Source organism: Azospirillum sp. TSO35-2, assembly GCF_003116095.1.
Classification (GTDB): domain Bacteria; phylum Pseudomonadota; class Alphaproteobacteria; order Azospirillales; family Azospirillaceae; genus Azospirillum.
Genome location: NZ_LGRA01000013.1, coordinates 407608 through 430496 on the forward strand (window position 1 = coordinate 407608; position 22889 = coordinate 430496).

General features: G+C 69.2%; 22 protein-coding genes. 9 read left to right on the forward strand and 13 right to left on the reverse strand.

The genetic code is table 11. The features are described 5' to 3' along the window. Positions 1–14 precede the first annotated feature (14 nt). Entirely contained in the window at positions 15–1397 is a 1383-nt protein-coding gene (locus tag TSO352_RS09195; RefSeq protein ID WP_109107035.1) for an L-serine ammonia-lyase, read from the forward strand. Positions 1398–1554: 157 nt separating this feature from the next. On the opposite strand, the gene dmpG is transcribed toward TSO352_RS09195, so the two are convergent. From dmpG to TSO352_RS09220, 5 genes are all read right to left on the reverse strand, one after another. Further along, the gene (gene dmpG, locus TSO352_RS09200; RefSeq protein WP_109107036.1) at positions 1555–2577 is read right to left on the reverse strand and encodes a 4-hydroxy-2-oxovalerate aldolase; all 1023 of its coding nucleotides are present in this window, start codon (positions 2575–2577) and stop codon (positions 1555–1557) included. Positions 2578–2592: 15 nt separating this feature from the next. Continuing rightward, entirely contained in the window at positions 2593–3525 is a 933-nt protein-coding gene (locus TSO352_RS09205; RefSeq protein ID WP_109107037.1) for an acetaldehyde dehydrogenase (acetylating), read from the reverse strand. Between the two features lie 8 nt (positions 3526–3533). Continuing rightward, positions 3534–4385, reverse strand: coding sequence for a fumarylacetoacetate hydrolase family protein (locus TSO352_RS09210; RefSeq protein ID WP_109107038.1), 852 nt, complete (start codon positions 4383–4385; stop codon positions 3534–3536). A 7-nt stretch (positions 4386–4392) separates the two neighbouring features. After that, positions 4393–5205: an alpha/beta hydrolase gene (locus TSO352_RS09215; RefSeq protein WP_199231544.1), complete on the reverse strand. Its 813-nt coding sequence runs from the start codon at positions 5203–5205 to the stop codon at positions 4393–4395. Positions 5206–5389: 184 nt separating this feature from the next. After that, the gene (locus TSO352_RS09220; protein ID WP_109107040.1) at positions 5390–6277 is read right to left on the reverse strand and encodes a LysR substrate-binding domain-containing protein; all 888 of its coding nucleotides are present in this window, start codon (positions 6275–6277) and stop codon (positions 5390–5392) included. Positions 6278–6422: 145 nt separating this feature from the next. Here TSO352_RS09220 and hcaE point away from each other — a divergent pair, with 145 nt between their 5' ends. From hcaE to TSO352_RS09260, 8 genes are read left to right on the forward strand one after another with little or no spacing between them, the layout of a single operon-like run. Then, on the forward strand, positions 6423–7793 hold the full coding sequence (gene hcaE / locus TSO352_RS09225; protein ID WP_109107041.1) for a 3-phenylpropionate/cinnamic acid dioxygenase subunit alpha: 1371 nt from the start codon (positions 6423–6425) through the stop codon (positions 7791–7793). After that, positions 7786–8346: a 3-phenylpropionate/cinnamic acid dioxygenase subunit beta gene (hcaF, locus tag TSO352_RS09230; protein WP_109107042.1), complete on the forward strand. Its 561-nt coding sequence runs from the start codon at positions 7786–7788 to the stop codon at positions 8344–8346. Before hcaE ends, hcaF begins: the two co-directional genes overlap by 8 nt. Before the next feature lie 2 nt (positions 8347–8348). Then, positions 8349–8708: a 3-phenylpropionate/cinnamic acid dioxygenase ferredoxin subunit gene (gene hcaC / locus TSO352_RS09235; protein ID WP_109107043.1), complete on the forward strand. Its 360-nt coding sequence runs from the start codon at positions 8349–8351 to the stop codon at positions 8706–8708. Further along, positions 8705–9520, forward strand: a complete 816-nt coding sequence (gene hcaB, locus TSO352_RS09240; RefSeq protein WP_109107044.1) for a 3-phenylpropionate-dihydrodiol/cinnamic acid-dihydrodiol dehydrogenase — start codon at positions 8705–8707, stop codon at positions 9518–9520. The genes hcaC and hcaB overlap by 4 nt, the downstream gene beginning before the upstream one ends. Positions 9521–9578: 58 nt before the next feature. Beyond that, the gene (locus tag TSO352_RS09245) at positions 9579–10541 is read left to right on the forward strand and encodes a 3-carboxyethylcatechol 2,3-dioxygenase (protein ID WP_109107045.1); all 963 of its coding nucleotides are present in this window, start codon (positions 9579–9581) and stop codon (positions 10539–10541) included. Positions 10542–10548: 7 nt separating this feature from the next. Beyond that, a complete protein-coding gene (hcaD, locus tag TSO352_RS09250) occupies positions 10549–11772 on the forward strand; it encodes a 3-phenylpropionate/cinnamic acid dioxygenase ferredoxin--NAD(+) reductase subunit (protein ID WP_109107046.1) in 1224 nt (407 codons plus the stop codon). A 45-nt stretch (positions 11773–11817) separates the two neighbouring features. Next, complete coding sequence (locus TSO352_RS09255) at positions 11818–12126, forward strand: DUF485 domain-containing protein (RefSeq protein ID WP_109107047.1); 309 nt, start codon at positions 11818–11820, stop codon at positions 12124–12126. Further along, positions 12126–13808, forward strand: coding sequence for a cation acetate symporter (locus TSO352_RS09260; protein WP_109107048.1), 1683 nt, complete (start codon positions 12126–12128; stop codon positions 13806–13808). The genes TSO352_RS09255 and TSO352_RS09260 overlap by 1 nt, the downstream gene beginning before the upstream one ends. Positions 13809–13827: 19 nt before the next feature. Here TSO352_RS09260 and TSO352_RS09265 read toward each other — a convergent pair whose 3' ends face one another. The 8 genes from TSO352_RS09265 to TSO352_RS09300 all read right to left on the reverse strand — a co-directional run bounded on the left by TSO352_RS09265 (position 13828) and on the right by TSO352_RS09300 (position 22869). Continuing rightward, complete coding sequence (locus tag TSO352_RS09265) at positions 13828–14445, reverse strand: hypothetical protein (RefSeq protein ID WP_109107049.1); 618 nt, start codon at positions 14443–14445, stop codon at positions 13828–13830. 79 nt (positions 14446–14524) lie between these two features. Next, positions 14525–15487, reverse strand: coding sequence for a hypothetical protein (locus TSO352_RS09270; protein ID WP_109107050.1), 963 nt, complete (start codon positions 15485–15487; stop codon positions 14525–14527). A 115-nt stretch (positions 15488–15602) separates the two neighbouring features. Continuing rightward, entirely contained in the window at positions 15603–16676 is a 1074-nt protein-coding gene (locus TSO352_RS09275) for a CsgG/HfaB family protein (RefSeq protein ID WP_109107051.1), read from the reverse strand. 90 nt (positions 16677–16766) lie between these two features. Further along, on the reverse strand, positions 16767–17192 hold the full coding sequence (locus TSO352_RS09280) for a curli production assembly/transport component CsgF (RefSeq protein WP_158284559.1): 426 nt from the start codon (positions 17190–17192) through the stop codon (positions 16767–16769). A gap of 392 nt (positions 17193–17584) precedes the next feature. Continuing rightward, positions 17585–19975: a xanthine dehydrogenase family protein molybdopterin-binding subunit gene (locus tag TSO352_RS09285; protein ID WP_109107377.1), complete on the reverse strand. Its 2391-nt coding sequence runs from the start codon at positions 19973–19975 to the stop codon at positions 17585–17587. Next, positions 19968–20468, reverse strand: a complete 501-nt coding sequence (locus TSO352_RS09290) for a (2Fe-2S)-binding protein (protein WP_247871996.1) — start codon at positions 20466–20468, stop codon at positions 19968–19970. The genes TSO352_RS09285 and TSO352_RS09290 overlap by 8 nt, the downstream gene beginning before the upstream one ends. Beyond that, the gene (locus tag TSO352_RS09295) at positions 20465–21334 is read right to left on the reverse strand and encodes an FAD binding domain-containing protein (RefSeq protein WP_109107053.1); all 870 of its coding nucleotides are present in this window, start codon (positions 21332–21334) and stop codon (positions 20465–20467) included. Before TSO352_RS09295 ends, TSO352_RS09290 begins: the two co-directional genes overlap by 4 nt. Before the next feature lie 32 nt (positions 21335–21366). Further along, positions 21367–22869: a CoA-acylating methylmalonate-semialdehyde dehydrogenase gene (locus TSO352_RS09300; protein ID WP_109107054.1), complete on the reverse strand. Its 1503-nt coding sequence runs from the start codon at positions 22867–22869 to the stop codon at positions 21367–21369. Positions 22870–22889: the final 20 nt, after the last annotated feature.

Consider the following 22889-nt stretch of genomic DNA (forward strand, 5'->3'; position numbering starts at 1 on the left):
CGACGAGGCGCGCGATGTTCCTCAGCGTTTTCGATGTGTTCAAGATCGGCATCGGCCCGTCCTCGTCGCACACGATGGGGCCGATGGTGGCGGCGGCGCGGTTCCTCGACCTGCTGCGGGCGCGGGCGGAAACCGTGCCCACGGCGGTTCGGGTCCGGCTGCACGGTTCGCTCGCCTTCACCGGCAAGGGGCATGCGACGGACCGCGCCGTGGTGCTCGGGCTGCTCGGCCACCGGCCCGAGGACCTCGACGTCGGTGTCGCCGAGGCGCAGCTGGCCGAACTGCGGCAGACCAGGACGCTGCGCCCCGCCGGCCTGCCGGCGCTGTCCTTCGACCCGGAGGCGGACGTGATCTTCGACTATGGGCCGCCGCTGCCGGGGCATGCCAACGGGCTGGTGTTCCAGGCGCTGGACGGGGCGGGCGCCGTTCTCGTCGCGGAGACGTTCTATTCGATCGGCGGCGGCTTCGTCGTCACGGCGGCCGATCGGGAAACGGTGCCGGCGGCGTCCAAGGCGGTGGTCGCCGGCTGGCCCTATCCGTTCGAGAGCGCCGCCCGGATGCTGAGCATGGCCAGGGACAGCGGCCTGTCGATCGCCGCGATGAAGAGGGCGAACGAGGACGAGGTGCGTCCGGCGGGGGAGGTGGCGGAAAAGCTCGACCGCATCTGGGCGGTGATGAACGGCTGCATCGAGCGCGGCCTCGCCGCGGAGGGCGAGTTGCCGGGCCGGCTGAAGGTGAAGCGGCGGGCGAGGAGCATCCACCAGCAATTGCTGCGCGAACGCAGGGCCAACACCGGCCAGCCGCATGTCGTCTCCGACTGGCTGAGCGTCTACGCGATGGCCGTCAACGAGGAGAACGCCGCCGGTGGAACGGTGGTGACCGCCCCCACCAACGGCGCGGCCGGCGTCATACCGGCGGTGCTGCGCTACTACCTCGACCATTGCGCCGGTGCCGAACGGGGGATGGTTCCGGATTTCCTGCTGACCGCCGCGGCGATCGGCGGGCTGATCAAGCACAACGCCTCGATCTCCGGCGCCGAGGCGGGCTGCCAGGGCGAGGTCGGCTCCGCCGCCGCCATGGCCGCGGCCGGGCTCTGCGCCGTGCTGGGCGGCACGCCCGAGCAGGTGGAGAACGCGGCCGAGATCGCGCTCGAACACCATCTCGGCATGACCTGCGATCCGGTCGCCGGGCTTGTCCAGGTGCCCTGCATCGAACGCAACGCCATCGGGGCGATGAAGGCGGTGGCCGCCGCGTCGCTGGCCCTGCGCGGCGACGGCACGCATGTCATGCCGCTCGACAACTGCATCGAGGCGATGCGCCAGACCGGCGAGGAGATGAGCACGAAGTTCAAGGAGACCAGCCTCGGGGGCTTGGCCGTCAACCTGCCGGAGTGTTAGGGCGTGATCGCTTCAAGCGGGACTGCTTGAAGCGTGAATCACACGGAAGACCAAGAGCCTAGAGTCCGGCTCCCGGTGGCGGCGGGCCCGCGCGACCAAGCCTGCGGAGCGCCCCGGTTCGAAAGAACCCGGGCGCTCGGGCCTCCCGGCCGCCCCTTTACGCCGCGCCCGCCTCCTGGCTCCTCGACAGGTCGAGGGCGACGTCGACGATCATGTCCTCCTGCCCGCCGACCATCTTGCGGCGCCCGAGTTCCACCAGGATCTTGCGGGTGTCGAGGCCGTAGGTCCTGGCGGCCCGTTCCGCGTGACGCAGGAAACTGGAATAGACCCCGGCATAGCCGAGCGACAGGCTTTCACGGTCCACCCGCACCGGCCGGTCCTGAAGCGGACGAACCAGATCATCGGCGGCGTCCATCAGGGCGAACAGATCGCAGCCGTGATCCAGCCCCATGCGGTCGAGCACCGCGACCAGGGCCTCCAGCGGCGCGTTGCCGGCCCCGGCGCCCATGCCCGCCAATGAGGCATCGATGCGCACGGCACCGGCCTGCGCCCCGGCGATGGCGTTGGCGACACCAAGCGTCAGGTTGTGGTGGGTGTGAACGCCGATCTGCGTTTCCGGCTTCAGCACGGCGCGGAAGGCGCGCACCCGCTCGCTCACCTGTTCGGGCAGCAGGGCCCCCGCCGAATCCACGACATAGACGCATTCGGCGCCGTAGGATTCCATCAATCGGGCCTGTTCGGCCAGACGGTCCACCGGGATCATGTGGGACATCATCAGGAAGCCAACGGTGTCCATGCCCAGCTTGCGGGCGTGTTCGATGTGCTGGCGGGACACGTCGGCTTCGGTGCAATGGGTGGCAACGCGAACGGATCGGGCGCCCGAGGCAAAGGCGGCGTTCAGATCGTCGCGCGTGCCGATGCCGGGCAGCAGCAGCACCGTCACCTTGGCGTGCGAGACGGCGCCGGCCACCGTCTCGATCCAGGTCAGGTCGGTGTGGCTGCCGAAGCCGTAGTTGAAGGAGCCGCCGGCCAGCCCGTCGCCGTGGGTGATCTCGATGGCGTCCACCCGGGCGGCGTCGAGCGCCTTGGCGACGGCGACCACGGTCGACAGGTCATACTGGTGCCGCAGGGCGTGCATGCCGTCGCGCAGCGTGACGTCCTGAATGTAGAGCTTGCTCATGGTCCGGGGTTCCCTTCAGCCGGCGGTGCGGCGTTCGACCCAGCGGTCGGCCGTCGCCATGGCGGCGGAGGTCATGATGTCGAGATTGCCGGCATAGGCCGGCAGGTAATGGGCGGCGCCTTCGACCTCCAGGAAGATCGAGGATTTGATGCCGGAAAATTCGCCGTAACCGGGAATCCGCACCGGATCATTGTTGCCGAACCGCTCGAACTGCACCCTCTGTTTCAGGCGGTAGCCGGGCACATAGCTCTGCACGTCCCTGGCCATCGCCTCGACCGAGGCTTCGATCTCCTCCGGCTCGGCGCCTTGCGACAGCACGAAGACGGTGTCGCGCATGATCAGCGGCGGCTCCGCCGGGTTCAGCACGATGATCGCCTTGCCGCGCGCCGCGCCGCCGACCTGTTCGATGGCGCGGGCCGTGGTCTCGGTGAACTCGTCGATGTTGGCCCGCGTGCCGGGGCCGGCCGAACGCGAGGAGATCGAGGCGACGATCTCGGCGTAGGGCACCGCCCTGGCGACGCGCCGGACCGCATGGACCATCGGAATGGTCGCTTGCCCGCCGCAGGTCACCATGTTGACGTTGGGCTGGTCGAGATGGATGTCGAGGTTGACCGGCGGCACGACATAGGGGCCGATGGCCGCCGGGGTGAGGTCGATCACCTGCTTGCCGGCCGCGATGCAGGCGGCGCTGTGCTTTTTGTGGGCGTAGGCCGAGGTGGCGTCGAACACCACCTTGATGTCGGCCCATTCCGGCATCCGCATCAGGCCGTCCAGCCCCTCGTGGGTGGTGGCGACGCCCATCCGGCGGGCGCGGGCCAGGCCATCGGAGTCGGGATCGACGCCGACCATGACGCCCATCGCCAGATGCCGGGCGTGACGCATCACCTTGATCATCAGGTCGGTGCCGATGTTGCCGGAACCGAGGATGGCGATTTTCGCTTTGGTCATCTTCGTTCTCATTTCCTGGCGGCATCGGCGGCGGAATCGGCGGCGAAGGCGGCGCGGACGGAGCCGAGGCCGGCGATGCGCGCCTCCACGACCGATCCCCATTGCACCGGAACCATCGGCCCCAGCGCCCCCGACAGCACCGTGTCGCCGGCCTTCAGCGGCCGGCCGGCGCGCGCCATGGTCCGCGCAAGCCACAGCACCGCGTTCAGCGGATGCCCCAGGCAGGCGCTGCCGCGGCCGGCGGACAGCAGGGTGTCGCCGCTGGTCATCTCCATGGCGCAGCCGTGCAGGTCCAGCCCGTCCAGGCGCCGGGGCGGCCCGCCCAGCACATAGAGGCCGGAGGAGGCGTTGTCGGCGATCGTGTCGGTGATGGCGATCTTCCAGTCGCGGACCCGCGAGTCCACCATCTCGATCGCCGGCAGCGCGAAATCCACGGCGCGGATCACGTCGGCCACGGTGATGTGCTCCGACGCCAGGTCGCGGCCCAGGATGAACGCCACCTCCGCCTCAACCTTCGGCTGGATCAGGCGGGAGCGGGCGATCTCGATCCCGTCCGGCACCGCCATGTCGGCGAACAGCATGCCGTAGTCGGGCTGGTCGACGCCCAACTGCCTCTGCACCGCCGGCGCGGTCAGGCCGATCTTGCGGCCGGCCAGAACCCGGCCGCGCTCCAGCGCGCGCCGCGTGTTGACCTCCTGCACCGCGTAGGCCGCGGCCAGATCGCCGGCCGCCAGCAGATCGTCGAGCGGCGGGCAGGGCGTCCCGGCGGACTGGGCGGCCAGCAGCCGGTCGGCCGCCGCCGTCACCCGCTCCCCGAGGGCGAGGGCGTCGGGGGAGGCGGCATCAAGGGTTTCGCTCATGATGACGTCAGCCCTTCAGGAAATCGATGTGGAGGCGGTTGAAGGTGTCCGGATCCTCGTGCTGCGGCCAGTGGCCGCAATTCTCCATCACCACGAAGCGGCTGTTCGGCACCAGATCGGCCAGCCGCCGCCCCACCGCCACCGAGGCCGTCGGATCGTGCGTGGTCCACAGCACCAGCGTCTCCGCCGCGATGCGGCCAAGCTCGTCCTCGGTCAGCAGGTTGCGCAGCCGGGTGTCCAGGTCCTGAAGGCACATGATGCGCTCCATCGCCTTGGCCATGCCGGGCAGGCGGTAGACGCCGAACCGGGCCTCCACCAGGTCCTCGGTGACGATCGACGGGTCGAGCATCAGGAACTCCAGCCGCTTGCGCGTCGCCTCGCGGTCGGGGGCGCGGACGGCGGCGAGGCTGAGCGTGCGCAGGCGCTCCATGACGTTGGGGTCGGCGATCATGCCACCGGCGGTGTTCAGGACCAGCCGGTCGATGCGCTCGGGATAGCGGGCGGCGAAGCGGGCGGCCACCCAGCCGCCCAGCGATTCGCCGGAGAGATGGACCCGCTCCTCGCCGATGGCGTCGATGAAGTCCTTCAGATGCTCGACGTAATCGTCGATTTCGTAATTGCGGTCGGGCTTGTCGGTGAAGCCGTGGCCCAGCATGTCGATCGCCATCACGCGGAAATGGTCGGCGTGCGGCAGGATGTTGCGCATGTAGGCTTCCAGATGCCCGGCGATGCCGTGCAGCAGGATGAGCGTGCGCCGGCCGCTGCCCGCCTCCAGCACGCGGGTGCGCACACCCCCGGCGTCGACGTAGCGCAACCTCATTTCACCACCGGCAACGGCCGACCAAAGCGAACGCAGTTCCGGTTGTGTCGCGGCGGACGATCCGGTCGCGGAATGGGACATGAACCTTCCTCCCATGGGCGTTTTTGGGGACGGCGCCAGAATGGGGAAGGACGGCGCGTGGGCGCCAATACATAATCACTTGCTTATTCAGACGCAGAACGTCTTATTTGACGTCGGTCACCCGCTTCGCCAGCGCCACGAATCCGGCCAGGGCGGGGAAATCGCGGTCGGCCCGGCGCGCCATCGCCAGCCCGACCAGGGGGGAGGCGTCGGCCAGCGGCCGGGTCGTGACGTTCTTGAACAGCAGATGCTCGGCGTAGTCGGGCAACAGCGCGAAACCGATGCCCATGCCGACCAGGGTCAGCAGCGTCAGCACATTCTCGACGTCCTGGACCGGCCGCAGTTGGACGCCCATGACCCGGCAATGCCCCTCGGTGATGTCGTGGAGATTGCCGGCGTGGTTCGGCGCCACCCGCAGGTAGGGAAAGGGCGCCAGATCCGCCAGCGGCACCCGGTCGAGCGCCGTCAGCGGGTGGCGCTCCGGCAGAACGACGACCAGTTTCTCCGTCAGAACAACGTCATGGATCATGGCGGCGCCATCGACTGGCAGCCGCATGAACGCGACGTCAATCGTTCCGTTCTCCAGCGCCTCGCGCTGTTCGGCGGTGGTCATGTGGCGCAGTTCGACCGTCACGTCGGGATATTGCGCGCGCATGGCGGACAGGACGCTGGGAAAGATCTTCACCTCCGCCGACGGCAGGAAGCCGATGGTCAGCTTCGTCTGCTCCGCCTCGGCGGCGCGGCGCGCCATGGTCAGCGCCCGCTGGGTCTGCGCCATGACCAGACGCGCCTCGTCCAGGAAGGCCCGTCCGGCGGCGGTCAGGGCGACCCGGCGCTTGGTTCGCTCCAGAAGCGGCGTGCCGATCTCCTCTTCAAGATCGCGGATTTGTTGGCTCAGGGACGGCTGGGCCGTGCGGAGCCGCTCGGCGGCGCGGGTGAAGTTGAGTTCCTCAGCCACGGCGATGAAATAGCGGATGTGCCGGAGTTCCATAACCCTATTAAGACGTGGAACGTCTTTTGTTGCAAGGAACAAAATATTTCACGAGCGGATCGTCCGGGAACAGTATCGGCCGGAACCCGAGCCCCCGAGCCCCCAAACCACCCCCGAACCAATGGTATCTGGAGGAGACAGCCCCATGGGCGACCGTATCGACGTCCGGAGCCTGGTGAACGCCCATTCCGGCACCATCACCCCGGCCATCTACAGCGACCCGGAAATCTACAAACAGGAGCTGGAGCGCGTCTTCGCGCGGAGCTGGCTGTTCCTGGTCCACGAAAGCATGATCCCCAAGGCTGGGGACTTCTTCACCACCTTCATGGGCGAAGACCCGGTGGTCGCCGTCCGCCAGAAGGACGGCAGCGTCGTCGCCTTCCTCAACCAGTGCCGCCATCGCGGCATGAAGCTGTGCCACGCCGACAGCGGCAACACCCGCGCCTTCACCTGCGCCTATCATGGCTGGGCCTTCGGCCTGGACGGCGGCCTGACCATGGTGCCGCTGGAACAGGAGGCGTACCGGAACAAGCTGGACAAGAGCAAGTGGGGCGCCGTGCGGGTGCCCCGGGTGGTCAGCTACAAGGGCCTCGTCTTCGGCTGCTGGGACGAGAACGCCCCGCCGCTGGAGGAGTATCTCGGCGACATGGCCTGGTACCTCGACGGCTTCCTCGACCGCCGCGAGGGCGGCACCGAGGTGGTCGGCGGCATCCACAAATGGGAGGTGAAGTGCAACTGGAAATTCGCCGCCGAACAGTTCTGCAGCGACCAGTACCACGCGCCCTTCACCCACATCTCCGCCGTGCAGGTGCTGCAGAAGGCGCCGGAGAACACGCCGGAGGACCGTGACGCCCCGCTGGGCAGCGGCCAGACCGCGCGCCCGGTCTGGACCGACGCGCAGGGCGGCGTGCAGTATGCCGGCAACGGCCACGGCAGCGCGTTCTTCTTCACCAAGGAAGCGGACGCCAACGTCTGGGTGGACGGCAAGGTCTCGGCCTATTTCCGCGACACCTTCGCCGAGGCCGAACAGCGGCTGGGCCGGGTGCGCGCCCTGCGCCTGGCCGGGCACAACACCATGTTCCCCACCCTGTCCTGGCTGAACGGCACCCAGACCCTGCGCATCTGGCACCCGCGTGGCCCCGACAAGATCGAGGTCTGGGTGTTCTGCATCGCCGACAAGGCGGCGCCGCAGGACGTCAAGGACGCGCTGGTCCGCAGCCACGCCCGCGCCTTCGGCCCCGCCGGCTTCCTGGAGCAGGACGACACCGAGAACTGGATCGAGGTGCAGAAGGTCCTGCGCGGCCACATCGCCCAGAAATCCGAATTCTGCATCCAGATGGGCATGGGGTTCGAGGAACGCCGCACCGACGGCATTCCCGGCATCACCAACTACACCTTCGCGGAAACGGCGGCGCGCGGCTTCTACCAGCGCTGGGCCGACATGATGTCCGCCGACAGCTGGGACGAGATCCAGTCCCGCACCAACGCCTATGAAAAGGAGGTCGTCCATGCCTGAGACCGCCGTTCTCGACAAGCCCGCCGCCGCCCGTCCCGTTCGGGCGCCCCTGGCGTTGCAGCACGAGGTGGAGCAGTTCCTCTATCACGAAGCCGCCCTGGTCGATGAAGGACGCTTCCGCTCCTGGCTGGAGCTGCTGGCCGACGACATCCAGTATGTGATGAAGACCAACACCCTGGCCCTGACCCGCGACCGCCGCAAGGGCATCGCCCCGCCGTCGACCTTCATCTACAACGAGGACAAGTTCCAGCTGGAGCGCCGCGTCGCCCGGCTGGAAACCGGCAACGCCTGGGCCGAGGAACCGGCCTCGCGCACCCGCCACATCGTCACCAACGTCCGCATCCTGGCCTGGGACGATGCGGACGAGATCGAGGTGGCCTGCAACTATCTGCTGCACCGCGCGGCCAAGCCGCAGGATCACTACGACTTCGTCGGCACGCGCCGCGACCGCCTGCGCCGCGTTCCCGGCGGCGAAGGCTGGCAGATCTTCGACCGGCAGATCGAACTGGACCAGTTCGTCCTGCTCGCCCCCAGCATCAGCATCTTCTTCTGATCATGACGAAAATCCGTGTCTGTTCCGTCGACGACCTCCAGCCCGGCGACGCCCGCCGGGTGGAGTGTTCCCCGGCGGTCGCCGTCTTCAACGCTGACGGCAATTTCTATGCGGTGGCCGATCTCTGCACCCATGGCAACGCCTCGATGGCCGACGGCTATCTGGAGGATGGCGCGATGGTGGAATGTCCGCTGCACACGGCGCGCTTCTGCCTGAAGACCGGCCGGGCGATGTGCCTGCCGGCGACCGAGCCGCTGCGCACCTTCCCCGTCAGCGTGGAGGACGGCGACCTGTTCATCGAGGTCGACGACCCCGACGCCGAGGCCGCGCGGACTGTCGCCGGGAGCGGGGTTCCGGCATGAGCGGCCGGCTGGCGGGTGAGGCGATCCTCATCACCGGCGGCGGCTCCGGTCTCGGCCGGGCCGTGGTCGAGCGGTTCCTGGCCGAAGGGGCGCGGGTCGGCGTGCTGGAACGCTCGCCCGACAAGCTGGCCCGGCTGCGGGACGATTTCGGCGCCGAGGTCGTGGCGGTCCAGGGGGACGTGCGCTCCCTGGACGACAACCGCCGGGCGGTGGCGGCGACGGTGTCGCGCTTCGGCAAGCTCGACGGCTTCGTCGGCAACGCCGCCCTCTGGGACCATGGCGCCGGCCTGCTGGCGACCGACGGGGACCGGCTGGCCGACGGCTTCGACGAGCTGTTCGCCGTCAACGTCAAGGGCTATCTGCTGGGGGCCAAGGCGGCGGCGGCGGAGCTGGTGAAGAGCCAGGGGTCGATGATCTTCACCCTGTCCAACGCCGCCTTCTACCCGGCCGGCGGCGGGCCGCTCTACACCGCGTCCAAGCACGCGGCGGTGGGGCTGATCCGCCAGCTGGCCTACGAGCTGGCGCCCAAGGTGCGGGTCAACGGGGTGGCCCCCTGCGGCATGGCCTCCGACCTGCGCGGACCGGACGCGCTGGGGCAGCGGGATTTGACGATCATGGACTCCCGCAGCCCGGAGGCCATCCGTTCGATCCTGCCGCTGCAGTTCTTTCCCGAACCGGCGGACTTCACCGGCCCCTTCGTCATGCTGGCCTCGCGCGCCGACAACCGGACGCTCAGCGGCGTCCTCATCAACGCCGACGCCGGACTGGCCATCCGCGGCATCCGTCACGTGGCGGGCGGCCTCGACCTCTGAAGACCAATCCCACACAGGGTCCGCGCCCACGACCGGCGGCGGATCGGGAGGAACACCCATGCCCGTCAAGCTGATCTGCGCCTCGCACACGCCGATGATGGATTACATCCATCCTCCCGCCGCGGTGGAAGCCGAGGCGCGCGGCACCTTCGCCACGCTGGCCGAGGAGGTGCGCGCCTACGACCCGGAACTGGTGGTCGTGTTCGCGCCCGACCATTTCAACGGCTTCTTCTACGACCTGATGCCGCCCTTCTGCGTCGGGCTGCGCGCCGCCTGCGCCGGCGACTGGAGCATCGGCGAGGGGCCGCTGACGGTGCCGGAGGCCACCGCCCTGGCGCTGGTCAAGGCGGTCCAGGCGCAGGACATCGACATCGCCTATTCCTACCGGATGCAGGCCGACCACGGCTTCACCCAGCCGCTGGAGTTCCTGTGCGGCGATGTCGCCCGCTACCCGGTCATCCCGATCTTCGTCAACGGCGCCGCCAAGCCGTTGCCGCCCTGCCGGCGCGCGGTGGCGCTCGGCACGGCGGTCGGCAGGTTCCTGGGCGGGCTCGGCGAACGCGTCCTGATCCTCGGCTCCGGCGGCCTGTCCCACGACCCGCCCACGCCCCAGATGGGCTCGGTGCCGCCGGAGGTGGAGGAATTCCTGATCGCCGGCCGCAACCCGACACCGGAGGCGCGCCAGCGCCGGCAGGAGAATGTGCTGCGCACCGGCCGCCTGCTGGCCGAGGGCAAGGGGCAGTCGCTGCCCTTGAACGCCGACTGGGACCGCGGCCTGCTGGCCCGCTTCGCCGCCGCCGACATGGAGGCGCTGGCCGCCCTGACCGACGAGGACATCCTCGCCCAGGGCGGGCGCGGCGGGCAGGAGATCCGCGCCTGGATCGCCGCCTTCGCCGCGATGAACGCCATCGGTCCCTATCGCGCCACCACCCGCTACTACCATCCGATCGACGAGTGGATCGCCGGCATGGCGATGGTCAGCGCCGATCCGGTCGGCACCTCCGCCACCCTCGCCGCGTGAGGCCGGCATGACCACCACCTACGTCATCGTCGGCGGCGGACAGGCGGGAGCGGTCGCCGCCACCACCCTGCGCACCGCCGGCTTCACCGACCGCATCCTGTTCGTCGGCGCCGAGCCGCATCTGCCCTACGAGCGGCCGCCCCTGTCCAAGGAGGTGCTGACCAAGCCGGAAGCCGCCAGGCTGACCATCCATTCCGACGGCTTCTACCGCGACAACGCCATCGAAACCCGTTTTGGCGTCACCGCGGTGACGCTGGACGCCGGGAAACGCACCCTGGGCCTGGCCGACGGGGAAACCATCCCGTTCGACCGGCTGCTGCTGGCGACGGGGGCGCGGGCGCGGCCCTACCCCCTGCTCGATCGGCTCGGCGGCGGGGTGCACACCGTCCGCACCCTTGACGACGCCGAGGCGCTGCGCGGCCATGTCCGGCCGGGGCGGCGCGTGCTGGTCGTCGGCGGCGGCGTCATCGGGCTGGAGGTCGCGGCCAGCGTGGTCGCCATGGGCGGGGTGGTGACGGTGATCGAGCGCGGCGACCGGCTGATGGCCCGCGCCGCGCCGCCGCCCCTGGCCGAGGAGCTGCTGGCGCTGCACCGCGACCGGGGCGTCGCCGTTGCCTTCGGCTGCGATCTGACCGAGGCGGTGACGGCGGCGAACGGCGACATCGTCCTGACCGCCGCCGACGGCCGCCGCTTCACCGGCGATCTGGTGGTCTACGGCGTCGGCGTCGAGCTGAACGTGGAGCTGGCGGTGTCGGCCGGCCTCTACATCGATGACGGCATCGTCGTCGACGAATGGGGCCGCACCAGCCACCCCGACATCTACGCCGCCGGCGACGTGGCCCGCCAATGGCACCCGCATCTGAAGGCGTTCCGCCGCTACGAGACCTGGGCCAACGCCCAGAACCAGGGGGCGGGCGTGGCGCGGGCGATGGCGACCGGCGAGCCCTGCGGCTTCGAGGTGCCGTGGTATTGGACCGACCAGTACGGCATCAACATCCAGGTCGCCGGCGCCTGCGACGCCGAGTCCTGGATCCTGCGCGGCGAGCGGAGCAGCGGGCGCTACACCCTGTTCGGGCTCACCGACGGAACGGTGACGGGGGCGGTGACGGTCAACAACGGCCGCGACATGCGGCCGGCCCGTGCCCTGATCGCCGCCGCGGCGCCGGTCGACCCCGCTTGGCTCGCCGATCCCGGACAGCCCCTGCGGGCTCCGGCTCCCCGCGCCGCCTGACGAACCGCGTTCCAACAAGAAAAATCCCAGAGGAGGCACGCCTGCATGGATGAGGCTTTGCGCAAGAAGATCCTGGCCAACCCGAAATACCAGCGCCTGATCTCGCACCGGACCGGGCTGGCCCGGCGGCTGTCGGCGGCGATGATCGTCGTCTATTACGGCTACATCCTGGCGGTGGCACTGCTGCCCCAGCAGATGGGCGCCCCCGTCTTCGAGGGCGGGGTCACTTCGCTGGGCTTTCCCGCCGGGGTCGGGGTGATCGTGATCGCCGTGCTGCTGACCGGCGTCTACGTGTTCCAGGCCAACCGCCGCTTCGATCCCCTGATCCGCGAGATCGTCGAGGAGGCCCGGTGATGCGCCGCATTTCCCTGACGGCCGGCGTCGCGGCAACCGCCGCCGCGATCGGTCCCGCCCCCGTCCTGGCGGCGGGCGCGCTGGACGGACCGGTGACCAAACAGGCCACCAACGTCACCGCCATCGTGATGTTCATCGCCTTCGTCCTGGCCACCCTGGCGCTGACATGGTGGGCGGCGCGGCGCACCCGCTCGGCCGCCGACTTCTACACGGCGGGCGGCGGCATCACCGGGTTCCAGAACGGGCTGGCCATCGCCGGCGACTACATGTCCGCCGCCTCCTTTCTCGGCATCGTCGCCCTGGTCTATTCGTCGGGCTATGACGGGCTGATCTATTCGGTCGGCGTGCTGGCGGGCTGGCCGATCATCCTGTTCCTGATCGCCGAGCCGCTGCGCAACCTCGGGCGCTTCTCCTTTGTCGACGTGCTGTCCCACCGGCTGACCGAGCGGCCGATCCGGCTGTTCGCCGCCTGCAGCTCGCTGACCGTGGTCGCCTTCTACCTGATCGCCCAGATGGTCGGGGCCGGCCAGCTGATCCAGTTGCTGTTCGGGCTCGACTATCTGTACGCCGTGGTTCTGGTCGGGGTTCTGATGATCCTCTACGTCACCTTCGGCGGCATGCTGGCGACCACCTGGGTGCAGATCACCAAGGCGGTCCTGCTGCTGTGCGGCGCCACCTTCATGGCGGTCAGCGTGCTGGCGGCCTTCGGCTTCAGCCTGGATGCCCTGTTCGCCCGCGCCATCGCGATCAAGGGCAGCACCCGCATCATGATGCCGGGCAACTTCGTCAAGGACCCGCTGCAGACGATCTCGCTCGGGTTGGCGCTGATGTTCGGCACCGCCGGCCTGCCCCACATCATGATGCGGTTCTTCACCGTGGCCGACCAGCAGGCGGCACGGAAATCGGTGTTCGTCGCCACCGGCTTCATCGGCTACTTCTACATCCTGACCTTCATCATCGGCTTCGGCGCCATCGTGATGATCGCCGGCAACGACAGCTACCTGCTGCGCGACGCCAGCGGCGCCGTCACCGGGCTGCGCGGCGGCGGCAACATGGCGGCGATCCACCTGGCCCACGCCATCGGCGGCGACCTGTTCCTCGGCTTCATCTCGGCGGTGGCCTTCGCCACCATCCTGGCGGTGGTGTCGGGCCTGACCCTGTCGGGGGCGACCACCGTGTCCTACGATCTCTATTCGCGTCTGGTCCGCAAGGGGCAGGCCGACGAGGTGGCGGAGATGCGGGTGTCGCGGATCGCCACCATCACGCTGGGCGTGCTGGCCGTCGGGCTGGGCATCCTGTTCGAGAAGCAGAACATCGCCTTCATGGTCGGGCTGGCCTTCGCCATCGCCGCCAGCGCCAACTTCCCCGTGCTGATCCTCGCCATGTTCTGGCGCGGCCTGACCACGCGGGGGGCGGTGGCCGGCGGCACGGCCGGCCTCGTCACCGCGGTCGGGCTGACCATCCTGGGGCCCGGGATTTGGGTGAAGGTGCTGGGCTTCGCCCAACCGGTCTTCGCCTGGGACACGCCGGCCCTGATCTCCATGCCGGTGGCCTTCGCCGTCATCGGGCTGGTGTCGCGGTTCGATCGCAGCGTCGACCGGGCCGCCGAGGACGACGTCTTCGAGGAGCAGTTCATCCGGTCCCAGATCGGCATCGGGGTGTCTTCCGCCCAATCCCACTGACGGCGCCGTCGCGGGGCGGTCAGCGACCCGGCGCCTGGATCACCTTGATGTCCATGCCCGATCCATTCTGGATGATCCGGAAGCCCTGGCCGCCGTTGCGAATGGTGCTGTCGACGCTGTTGTTGCTGCCGGTCTGGGTCACCGAGAGGGTGCTGTTGCCGTCCTGGACCGTCGTCACCTCGTTGCGTGCGCCATCCTGGGTGTGGTCCGACCCGTTGTTCGAGCCGCGCTGGACGGTCGAGGACAGGTTGCCGCTGCCGCTTTGCCTCACGCTGGAGCGGTTCCCGGCGCCGGACTGCCTGATGGTCGCCAGGTTCGCGGCGCCGTCCTGGACCAGGGTCGTGTCGTTGCCGGAACCGGCCTGGGCGATCAGTCCGGCGTTGGTGCCGGTTTGGGTCATCGAGGCCCTCTGCCGCTGGCCGTACTGGATGATGCTCGCGCTGTTGGCGCCGGACTGGACCTGTTCGGCCCGGAGGCTCGATCCGGTCTGCCGGATCTGCGCGGTGTTCGAACCGGTCTGCACCTGGCTGGTCCAGTTCCCCTCGCCGATCTGGTCGATGTAGGCGACGCTGCCGGCCGCGGCGGGAGGGGCCGCGGTCGCGAGCAGGGTAAGCACGGCGATGCCGGGAACACGCATGGCGCGCCTCCAGATTGGAGTGCCGGATTAGGACGGAGGTGGAGTGCCTCTCCACCTCCGAACGTCGGTGTCGGTCAGGTCACCGCTGGATCTGCGTGTTGCGGTTGCCGGTGCCGTCCTGCCGGGCGCCGGCGATGTTGCCGTTGCCGGTCTGCGACTGGGTGGAGCGGTTGTCGGCGCCGTTCTGATACAGCGAGGCGGTGTTGAGGTTGCCGCGCTGGGTCTGTTCGCCGTAGTTGCTGGTGTCGGTGCTGTACTGCTGGGCGTCGGCGCTGTTGCCGTTTCCGCTCTGATCCTGCCGAAGGACGTTGTACAGCCCCTCCTGCCGCCCGGAGGCGGTGTTGCCCGTTCCGGTCTGCGTCTGGGTCACGCTGTTGAACGAGCCGGTCTGGCTGGCGGCCGCGCTGTTCCGATCGCCGTCCTGGGTCTGGCCAACGTTGTTGTTGACGCCGTTCTGGGCGATGCTGGCGCTTTGCATCCGTCCATTCCGCTGCGTCTGGGTCGCCTGGTTGCCGGTTTCGACCTGATCGATGTAGGCGCTGCTTCCGGTCGCGTTGGCCTGCGTTTGCGCCGCGTTGTTCTTTTTCCCCGACTGACGCAGATCCATCGCGCTGTCCGCGCCCCCCGACTGGGCCTGCTCGGCGTGATTGGTGACGCCGGTCTGCGACGACCGGGCGCGGTTGTTGACGCCGCCCGCCGTGCTTGTCTGCACCAGGCTGTGGCCGGAACCGTCCTGGGCGGCGGAGAACCCGTTGCGCTGGCCGCCGGACTGCCGCTGGGAGACGTCGTTGTGGTCGCCGTTCTGCGAAGCGGCGGCCCGGTTCTTCGTCCCGCCGGTCTGGGAGACGGCGGTCTTGTTGGCAAAGCCCTTCTGGACGTTGCTGGTGACGTTGCCGGACCCTTTTTCCTGGGTCTGTTCGTTGATGTTGGAGACACCCGCCTGATCGATGTAGGCGGCATTTCCCGTCGATTGGGCGACGGCCGACGCCGACGTCAAGGCGAGGGCTAACGCGGCGGCGGTGGAAAGGAAATAGGTCTTCATGGCCTGCAGCTTCCCCGATTGTGTTGCGAAAAAGGCTTCCAATGAGCCTAACGAATGGCGATCGTTCGATATGTGTTCTGTCGTGACGGCGCGTGCGTGAGACCTGCCGGCTGATTCATCGGGCCGTCGGCGGATTGGGCGGCGCCGGCGGAAGAGAACCGCGGTTCGGCGTGGGCGGCAGGACATAGGTGGTGCCGTTTGACGGCGCCTGCGGCGATCCGACCGGCGGGACCATGCTGCGCTCTCCATCGGTGGCGGACCCGGTCGGCGTGCGGCTGGCTGGTGGCGGAACCGTGACGGGCTGCGGTTCGGCGCGCAGGTCCTCCGGCGTCGCCTGCATCCGCGTCCGCTCGACGATGCCGTCGCGCTCCTGGAGGTAGCGCTCGACGAAAGGCTGGGCTTCCGGGCCCCGGAACTCCCAATAGCCGTCGAGGGCGCCTTCCATGATCAGCGTGTAGACCGCCTTTTCGATCGCTTGCTTGACGGCCAGTTGAACCGGTTCGTTGGTGGTGATGCCGCCCTCGATCTCCAGCAATTTGTTGAAGCCGACGTAGCGGAAGGCATCGCCATGCAAAAGCACGGAGTAGACGGTCTTCGTGGTGTTGACGCTCTTGAGCACTTCGCCGTTCTGCACGGAGACGGCGCGCAGATAGACGGTGACCGTGTCCCGCCGGTACTGGGTATCCCCGCCGACCCCGAGGAAGCGGGCCCCGAAGCCCCCCGTCAACGTGTTGCTGTCGTACCCGACGATCCCACCCTCCAGGAGAATGCCGGCGTAGGTGAGGGGAGGGAGAGTCTGCGCCCCACCGCCATAGGTCTCGCGCATCGAGCGAATGATCTGGCGCTCCTGGAGCAGGGCCGGAAGGCCGCGCCGTTCAGCGACCCGGAACCAGGAACGCCGTCCGGCCCGTTCCAGCGCGTTGACCAGGATCGTCGCGCCGCCTTGGGTCACGGCGCGGCTGTATTCGGAAAAGGTCTCGTTCGGCTTGTTCTGTCCGGTCTGGTCTTCGAAATTGTAGACCGCGACCGTCAACTGCCGAACCGGCGGCGGCAACGCCAGCAGGTCGTCCAGCATGGCCGTCTTCGGTTCCAGGCGCGGGGTTTCGGAAAAGGCGGTTTCCGGGCGCGTCGCTGAGCAGGCGCCGAGGAGGAGGCAGGCGCCGGCCAGGAACAGGGGGAGGATGCGCATGTGGTCCGTCCGCGAAGAAGCCGAGCACAGGGCATCCGTTCCGGACCGGGGGTCAGGAACGGTTGCCGCACCAACGGGAAGAACCGACGCTCAGTAGGACGGGGTCGGGATTTGGATGACGGTCTTGCCGCCAGTCGAGCTGTCCGTGATGGTGACCGACGTCGCCCCTCCGGTCTTGGCGAAATCGACCGTCGTGCTGCCGATGACGAAACGCCCGGAATCCCTGGCGTTTTCCCCATAGATCTGGTCGGCGATCTGGGAGGAGATCCGGCTGAGCAGGCTGCTTTGAATGACCCGCTCGAATTCCTTCGAGGGGTCCGACTGCGAAAGAAGGCCGCTGTTGTTGCTCGGCTTTTCGAATTTGTTGTTGGAATTGGCGATGCCGAGAAGATGGTCGCTGTAGAACGGGTTGCCGCCGAACGACGGGTTTCTGGGCGTGTAGACCAGCTCGCCGGCGCACGCCGGTCCGCCTGGGATTTGCCATAAGGAGGCCGCGGCGAACGACAGCGCGGCCATGACCAAGCATCTTTGCATGCCGGCTTGCTCCTTTTAGACTTGGCTTATATTCGATGCACCCAAACGGTATCGCGGGTGGGCGCCTTGAGTAACTTTCCGAGTGCCAAGCGCCAACTCAGGTGAGGCTATTTGAGCAATCGTCTGAAATAAATTGCGGATGAGGATAGTTTTGCTTCTACCCACAAAGCAGAGATGCAGCGGGCTGGTGTAATCCGAGGGGTCTTTACTGCAAATTCGGAGCAGATGCCAGCGGAGGCGCGGCTGCTTTGGGATGGGCCGCACAACCAAAAGGTCGGGCGGCGGGCCGCTCGCCTCACCTTTCGGATTCGCCGGCCGGCGGGCGAGCGGCATGCGCCCGCTCGGGCCGGCCGAGCGGGTCGGGTCGGGAGCGGTCAGTCGGCGAGATGGGGGTGCAGGGCGCGCAGGATCTTTTCCGGGGTGATCGGCTGCGACGTCAGGCGGACGGCGAACGGCCGCAGGGCGTCGTTGATCGCGTTCATGACCGCCGCCGGCGCCCCGGCCGTCCCGGCCTCGCCGGCGCCCTTGGCGCCCAGTTCGGACGAGCGCGTCGGCGTTTCGACGTGGGCGACCTCGATGTCCGGCATCTCGCCGGCCATCGGGACCAGATAGTCGGCCATGCTGCCGTTGCGGAGCAGGCCGTTCTCGTCATACAGGCATTCCTCGAACAGCACGCCGCCCAGCCCCTGCACGACGGCGCCGCGGATCTGCTCGTCGACCAGCAGGGGATTGATCACCCGGCCGCAATCCTCGACCACCCAGTGCTTGAGCAGCGTCACGACGCCGGTCTCCACATCCACCTCGACATGGGAAACCTGGATGCCGTTGGTGAAGATGAAGGGATAGTCGCGCTGGGCGTAATGGCGCGTCACCACCAGTTCCGGCTGGAAGCCCGCGGGCAGCAGGTCCGGGCGGAAATGGGCGAGGCGGCCCAGCTCGGCCACATCCATCAGCGGGACACCCTCGGCGGTGTCGATCACCGCGCCGCCGGCGATGCGCAGCCGCTCCACCGGAAGCTCCAGGTGGACGGCGGCGAACTCCAGCAGGTTGGCGCGCAACTGCCGGCTGGCCTGGAGCACCGCCTCGCCGCCGATCCCGGCCCCGCGCGACGCCCAGGTGCCGCCGCCATAGGGGGTGGCGGCGGTGTCGCCGGTCAGCACCCGGACCCGGTCCATCGGCACCCCGACCTCGTCGGCGACGATCTGGGCGAAGATGGTCTCGGTGCCCTGGCCCTGTTCGCCGACGCCGCTGGCGCAATGGACGATTCCGGTCGGATCCAGCCGGACGGTGGCGCCGTCCTGCGAGGCGATGCGCGCGCCGCCGGTGCCGTAGAAGGCGGCGCCGGGGTTGGTCAGCTCGATCAGCACGGCGATGCCGATGCCGCGATGGATGCCCCGGGCGCGCCGCTCGGCCTGGTCGCGGCGCAGGGCGGCGAAATCCACCATCTCCTCCAGCCGGGCGAGGCAGCGCTGGTGGGACAGGCTCTCCAGCAGGATGCCCGACGCTCCCTTGCGGGGGAAACTGTCGTCGGCCATCAGGTTGCGCCGGCGCAGTTCCAACGGATCGATCCCCAGCGTCGCCGCGGCCAGATCGACGATCCCCTCGGTCACGGCGCAGGCCACGGGATGGCCGACGCCGCGGTACTGGCTGGTCTGCACCTTGTTCTGGAACACGACGTCCAGGGTGGCGCGGTAGTGGGGATGGTCGTAGGGGCCGCCGCACAGGTTGATGACCTGGTTGCCCTCCACCGCGCTGGTGCGGGGATACATGGAATAGGGGCCGACGCCGGTCAGGTCGGCGATGTCGAAGCCCAGGAAGCGGCCGTCGCGGGTCAGCGCCAGCCGGGCCTTGACCCGGTGTTCGCGGGCGTGGATGTCGGTGACGAAGGACTCCAGCCGGTCGGCGACGAACTTGACCGGCCGTCCCAGCAGCACCGACAGGGCGACGGTGGCGAAATCGTCGGCGTAGGCGTGGACCTTGAGGCCGAACGACCCGCCGACGTCCTTGCAGAGCACCCGGACGTCCGCCTCGGGGATGCCCATCAGCCGGGCGTAGAGGTCGCCCATCATGTGGGGGGCCTGATGGGAATGGTGGACGGTCAGGCGCCGTTCGGCCGGGTTGAAGTCGGCCAGGACCGAGCGGGGTTCCAGGGTGACGCCGGTGTGGCGCCCGAACTCGTAGGTTTCCTCCACCACGACGTCCGCGGCGGCGAAGACGGCGTCCACGCCGCCGCTGTCGATCTCCCGGTGGAAGCAGAGGTTGCTGCCGAGATCGGGGTGGATCACCGGCGTCCCGGGCTCCAGGGCGCTGTCCATCCGCGTCACCGCCGGCAGCACCTCCCACTCCACCTGGATCGCCTGCAGGGCGTCCTCGGCCTCGGCGCGGGTCTGCGCCACCACCGCCACCACCGCCTCCCCCTGCCAGCAGGCGCGGTCGACGGCCATGGCGTGCTGCGGCGGCGACCGCATGCCGGCCAGATGCGACAGCGTGCCGACGAAGGGCGCGCAGGTTTCCGCCAGCTGGCGGCCATCGACGACGGCGACCACCCCCGGCAGGTCCAGCGCCGCGGCGGCATCGATCCGCAGGATGCGGGCGTGGGCGTGGGGGCTGCGCAGATAGGCGACATGGACCATGCGCGGCAGCTCGACATCGTCGACATAGGTGCCCCGTCCCTCCACCAGACGGCGGGCGTTGGGGCGCGACACGCCGCGGCCGACGAAGGGCTCGACGGTGGTGGCGGCGGGGTGTGGTGCGATCTTATTCATGGCGGTGTCCCCGTCCACCGGATCGGCGCTGCCGGCCCACGGTTTCGATGGCGTCGACGACGGCGTGGTAGCCGGTGCAGCGGCAGTAGTTGCCGGAAATATGGTCGCGGATGCGCGCGCGGTCGGCCTCGGGCTCGGCCTGCAGCAGGGCGTCGGCGGTCAGCAGCAGGCCCGCGGTGCAGAAGCCGCATTGCAGGGCGTTGCGCTCCAGGAAGGCGTCCTGGAGGTCGCGGAGCGCACCGCTTTCGGACTTGCCCTCGATGGTTTCCACCATGGCGCCGTCGGCCTGGACGGCCAGCGTCAGGCAGGAGCGCACGATCTCGTCGTCCACCACCACCGTGCAGGCGCCGCACACCCCATGCTCGCAGCCGAGATGGGTGCCCTTCAGCCCCAGCTCCTCGCGCAGGAAGTCGCCGAGATGCAGGCGCGGCTCGATCCAGCGCTCGCACACCATGCCGTTGACGGTCATGTTGACCAGGATCTTGTCGGTCACGTCTGTCCTTCCCCCGGGATGAGAGACTGGATGCCCCGGCGCAGCAGCACGCCGGCGAGGTGGAGCTTGGTCGCGGCGCTGGTGTAGAGGTCGCCGGACGGGGACAGCTCGCCGCCCAGTTCGGCCACCGCCCGTTCGAGGGTTTCCGGCTCGGCGCGGCCGCCGGCCAGGGCGGCCTCCGCCGCGACCGCCCGCACCGGCGTGCCGCCGACGCCGAAATAGACGATCCTCGGATCGTGCAACCGGCCCTCCACCCAGTCCCCGGCCAGGGCCAGCCCCACCGTGGCGTAGTCGCCGTGGCGGCGGGCCAGTTCGGTGAAGGCGAAGCGGCGATGGCGGCCGGGCAGGGGAAACCGCACGGCGGTGATGAGTTCGTCCGGGCGCAGATCCGTCTGGTACAGGCCGAGGAAGAAGTCGGCGGCCTCGACCGTCCGGCTGGTGGTGCCGTCGCTCAGGACCAGCGCGGCATCGGCCGCCACGGCGCAGGCCGGCCATTCCGCCGCCGGATCGGCGAAGGCGATGGAGCCGCCGAAGGTGCCGCGGTTGCGGATGGCGGCGTGGGCGACGTGGGGGGCGGCCAGCGACAGCAGCGGCAGGTGCTGGGCAACCAGGGCGGAGCGCTCGACATCGACGTGGCGGGCGAGCGCCCCGATGCGCAGATGCCCGCCGGTCACCGCGATGCCCTGCATCTCGGCGATGCCCCGGATGTCGATCAGCAGCGACGGTTCGGACAGCCGCATCCCGAGGGTGGCGAGCAGGGTCTGCCCCCCCGCGATCAGCCGGGCCCCGTCGCCGTGCTCGCGCAGCAGGGCCGAGGCGGCGGCGACGCTCGCGACGCGCCGGTATGCGAAGGGGGGCGCCTTCATGACGGAGATCCTCCAGGTCAACCCGGGGCGGTTCAGCCCAGGGTGGGCATCACGAGGGTGGGGGCGCCGGCGCCGGCGAACCGCCAGCGTGCGGTGACGGCCTTGGTCCGCGTGTAGAACTTGATGGCTTCGGTGCCGTGGACATGCAGGTCGCCGAACAGCGAGTTCTTCCAGCCGCCGAACGAGAAGAAGGCCATCGGCACGGGAATCGGCACGTTGATGCCGACCATGCCGACCTCGACGGTTTCCTCGAACAGCTGGGCGGCGGCGCCCGAACCGGTGAAGATCGCCGTGCCGTTGGCGAAGGCGTTGCCGTTGATCAGGGCGATCGCCGCCTCCAGCGTCGGCACGCGCACCACCGACAGGACCGGGCCGAAGATTTCGTCACGGTAGATGGTCATCGACGGCTCGACCTTGTCGAACAGCGTCGGCCCGACATAGAAGCCGTTGCCACGGTCCGGAACCGCGACGCCGCGGCCGTCCACCACCAGGGCGGCGCCCTCGCGCTCGCCGGCGTCGACATAGCCGCGCACCTTGTCGCGGTGTGCGCCGGTGATCAACGGTCCCATGTCGACGCCGGGCTCGATGCCGGGGCCGGTCTTCAGCGCGCGGGCGCGGGCGGCCAGACGCTCGACCAGCGGGTCGGCGACGTCGCCCACCGCCACGGCCACGGAAATCGCCATGCAGCGTTCGCCGGCCGAGCCGAAGGCGGCGCCGATCAGCGCCTCGGTGGTGAAATCGAGGTCGGCGTCGGGCATCACGACGGCGTGGTTCTTGGCGCCGCCCAGCGCCTGCACGCGCTTGCCGTTGCGGGCGCAGGTCTCGTAGATGCTGCGCGCGATCGGGGTGGAGCCGACGAAGGACACCGCCGCCACGTCGGGGTGGTCCAGCAGGGCGTCGACCGCCGTCTTGTCGCCATGGACCACGTTCAGCACGCCGTCGGGCAGGCCGGCCTGCGAGAACAGCCGGGCCAGCATCACGCTGCAGGACGGCACCTTCTCCGACGGCTTCAGCACGAAGCTGTTGCCGCAGGCGATGGCCATCGGGAACATCCACATGGGCACCATGACGGGGAAGTTGAACGGCGTGATGCCGACGCAGACGCCGACCGGCTGGCGCAGCGAATAGGCGTTGACGCCGGTGCCGACGTCGGCGGCGTGCTCGCCCTTCAGCAGGTGGGGGATGCCGCAGGCGAACTCGGCCACCTCGATCCCCCGGCGCACCGAGCCGAGCGCGTCGTCCAGCGTCTTGCCGTGCTCCTGCGAGGCGATGGCGGCCAGCTCGCGCTCGTTCTGGCGCAGCAGCGTCAGGTAGGTCTGCAGGATGCGCGACCGGCGCAGCGGCGTCGTCGCGCGCCATCCCGGCAGGGCCCGCCTCGCCGAGGCGACGGCGGCGTCCACATCGGCGTCGTCGGCGAAAGCGACGGTGCGCAGCACCTCGCCGGTGGCCGGATCGAAGACGTCGCCCCGGCGCTGCCCGGTGCCGCGATGTTCGCCGCCGCCGATCCAGTGGGGCACGGCGTCATGGATGGTCATGTCGTTCCTTTTCGCGTTCG

Coding starts and splice junctions, on each gene's coding strand:
- TSO352_RS09195 (WP_109107035.1), top strand. CDS start 15: ATGTTCCTCAGCGTTTTCGATGTGTTCAAGATCGGCATCGGCCCGTCC.
- dmpG (WP_109107036.1), bottom strand. CDS start 2,577: ATGAGCAAGCTCTACATTCAGGACGTCACGCTGCGCGACGGCATGCAC.
- TSO352_RS09205 (WP_109107037.1), bottom strand. CDS start 3,525: ATGACCAAAGCGAAAATCGCCATCCTCGGTTCCGGCAACATCGGCACC.
- TSO352_RS09210 (WP_109107038.1), bottom strand. CDS start 4,385: ATGAGCGAAACCCTTGATGCCGCCTCCCCCGACGCCCTCGCCCTCGGG.
- TSO352_RS09215 (WP_199231544.1), bottom strand. CDS start 5,205: ATGAGGTTGCGCTACGTCGACGCCGGGGGTGTGCGCACCCGCGTGCTG.
- TSO352_RS09220 (WP_109107040.1), bottom strand. CDS start 6,277: ATGGAACTCCGGCACATCCGCTATTTCATCGCCGTGGCTGAGGAACTC.
- hcaE (WP_109107041.1), top strand. CDS start 6,423: ATGGGCGACCGTATCGACGTCCGGAGCCTGGTGAACGCCCATTCCGGC.
- hcaF (WP_109107042.1), top strand. CDS start 7,786: ATGCCTGAGACCGCCGTTCTCGACAAGCCCGCCGCCGCCCGTCCCGTT.
- hcaC (WP_109107043.1), top strand. CDS start 8,349: ATGACGAAAATCCGTGTCTGTTCCGTCGACGACCTCCAGCCCGGCGAC.
- hcaB (WP_109107044.1), top strand. CDS start 8,705: ATGAGCGGCCGGCTGGCGGGTGAGGCGATCCTCATCACCGGCGGCGGC.
- TSO352_RS09245 (WP_109107045.1), top strand. CDS start 9,579: ATGCCCGTCAAGCTGATCTGCGCCTCGCACACGCCGATGATGGATTAC.
- hcaD (WP_109107046.1), top strand. CDS start 10,549: ATGACCACCACCTACGTCATCGTCGGCGGCGGACAGGCGGGAGCGGTC.
- TSO352_RS09255 (WP_109107047.1), top strand. CDS start 11,818: ATGGATGAGGCTTTGCGCAAGAAGATCCTGGCCAACCCGAAATACCAG.
- TSO352_RS09260 (WP_109107048.1), top strand. CDS start 12,126: ATGCGCCGCATTTCCCTGACGGCCGGCGTCGCGGCAACCGCCGCCGCG.
- TSO352_RS09265 (WP_109107049.1), bottom strand. CDS start 14,445: ATGCGTGTTCCCGGCATCGCCGTGCTTACCCTGCTCGCGACCGCGGCC.
- TSO352_RS09270 (WP_109107050.1), bottom strand. CDS start 15,487: ATGAAGACCTATTTCCTTTCCACCGCCGCCGCGTTAGCCCTCGCCTTG.
- TSO352_RS09275 (WP_109107051.1), bottom strand. CDS start 16,676: ATGCGCATCCTCCCCCTGTTCCTGGCCGGCGCCTGCCTCCTCCTCGGC.
- TSO352_RS09280 (WP_158284559.1), bottom strand. CDS start 17,192: ATGGCCGCGCTGTCGTTCGCCGCGGCCTCCTTATGGCAAATCCCAGGC.
- TSO352_RS09285 (WP_109107377.1), bottom strand. CDS start 19,975: ATGAATAAGATCGCACCACACCCCGCCGCCACCACCGTCGAGCCCTTC.
- TSO352_RS09295 (WP_109107053.1), bottom strand. CDS start 21,334: ATGAAGGCGCCCCCCTTCGCATACCGGCGCGTCGCGAGCGTCGCCGCC.
- TSO352_RS09300 (WP_109107054.1), bottom strand. CDS start 22,869: ATGACCATCCATGACGCCGTGCCCCACTGGATCGGCGGCGGCGAACAT.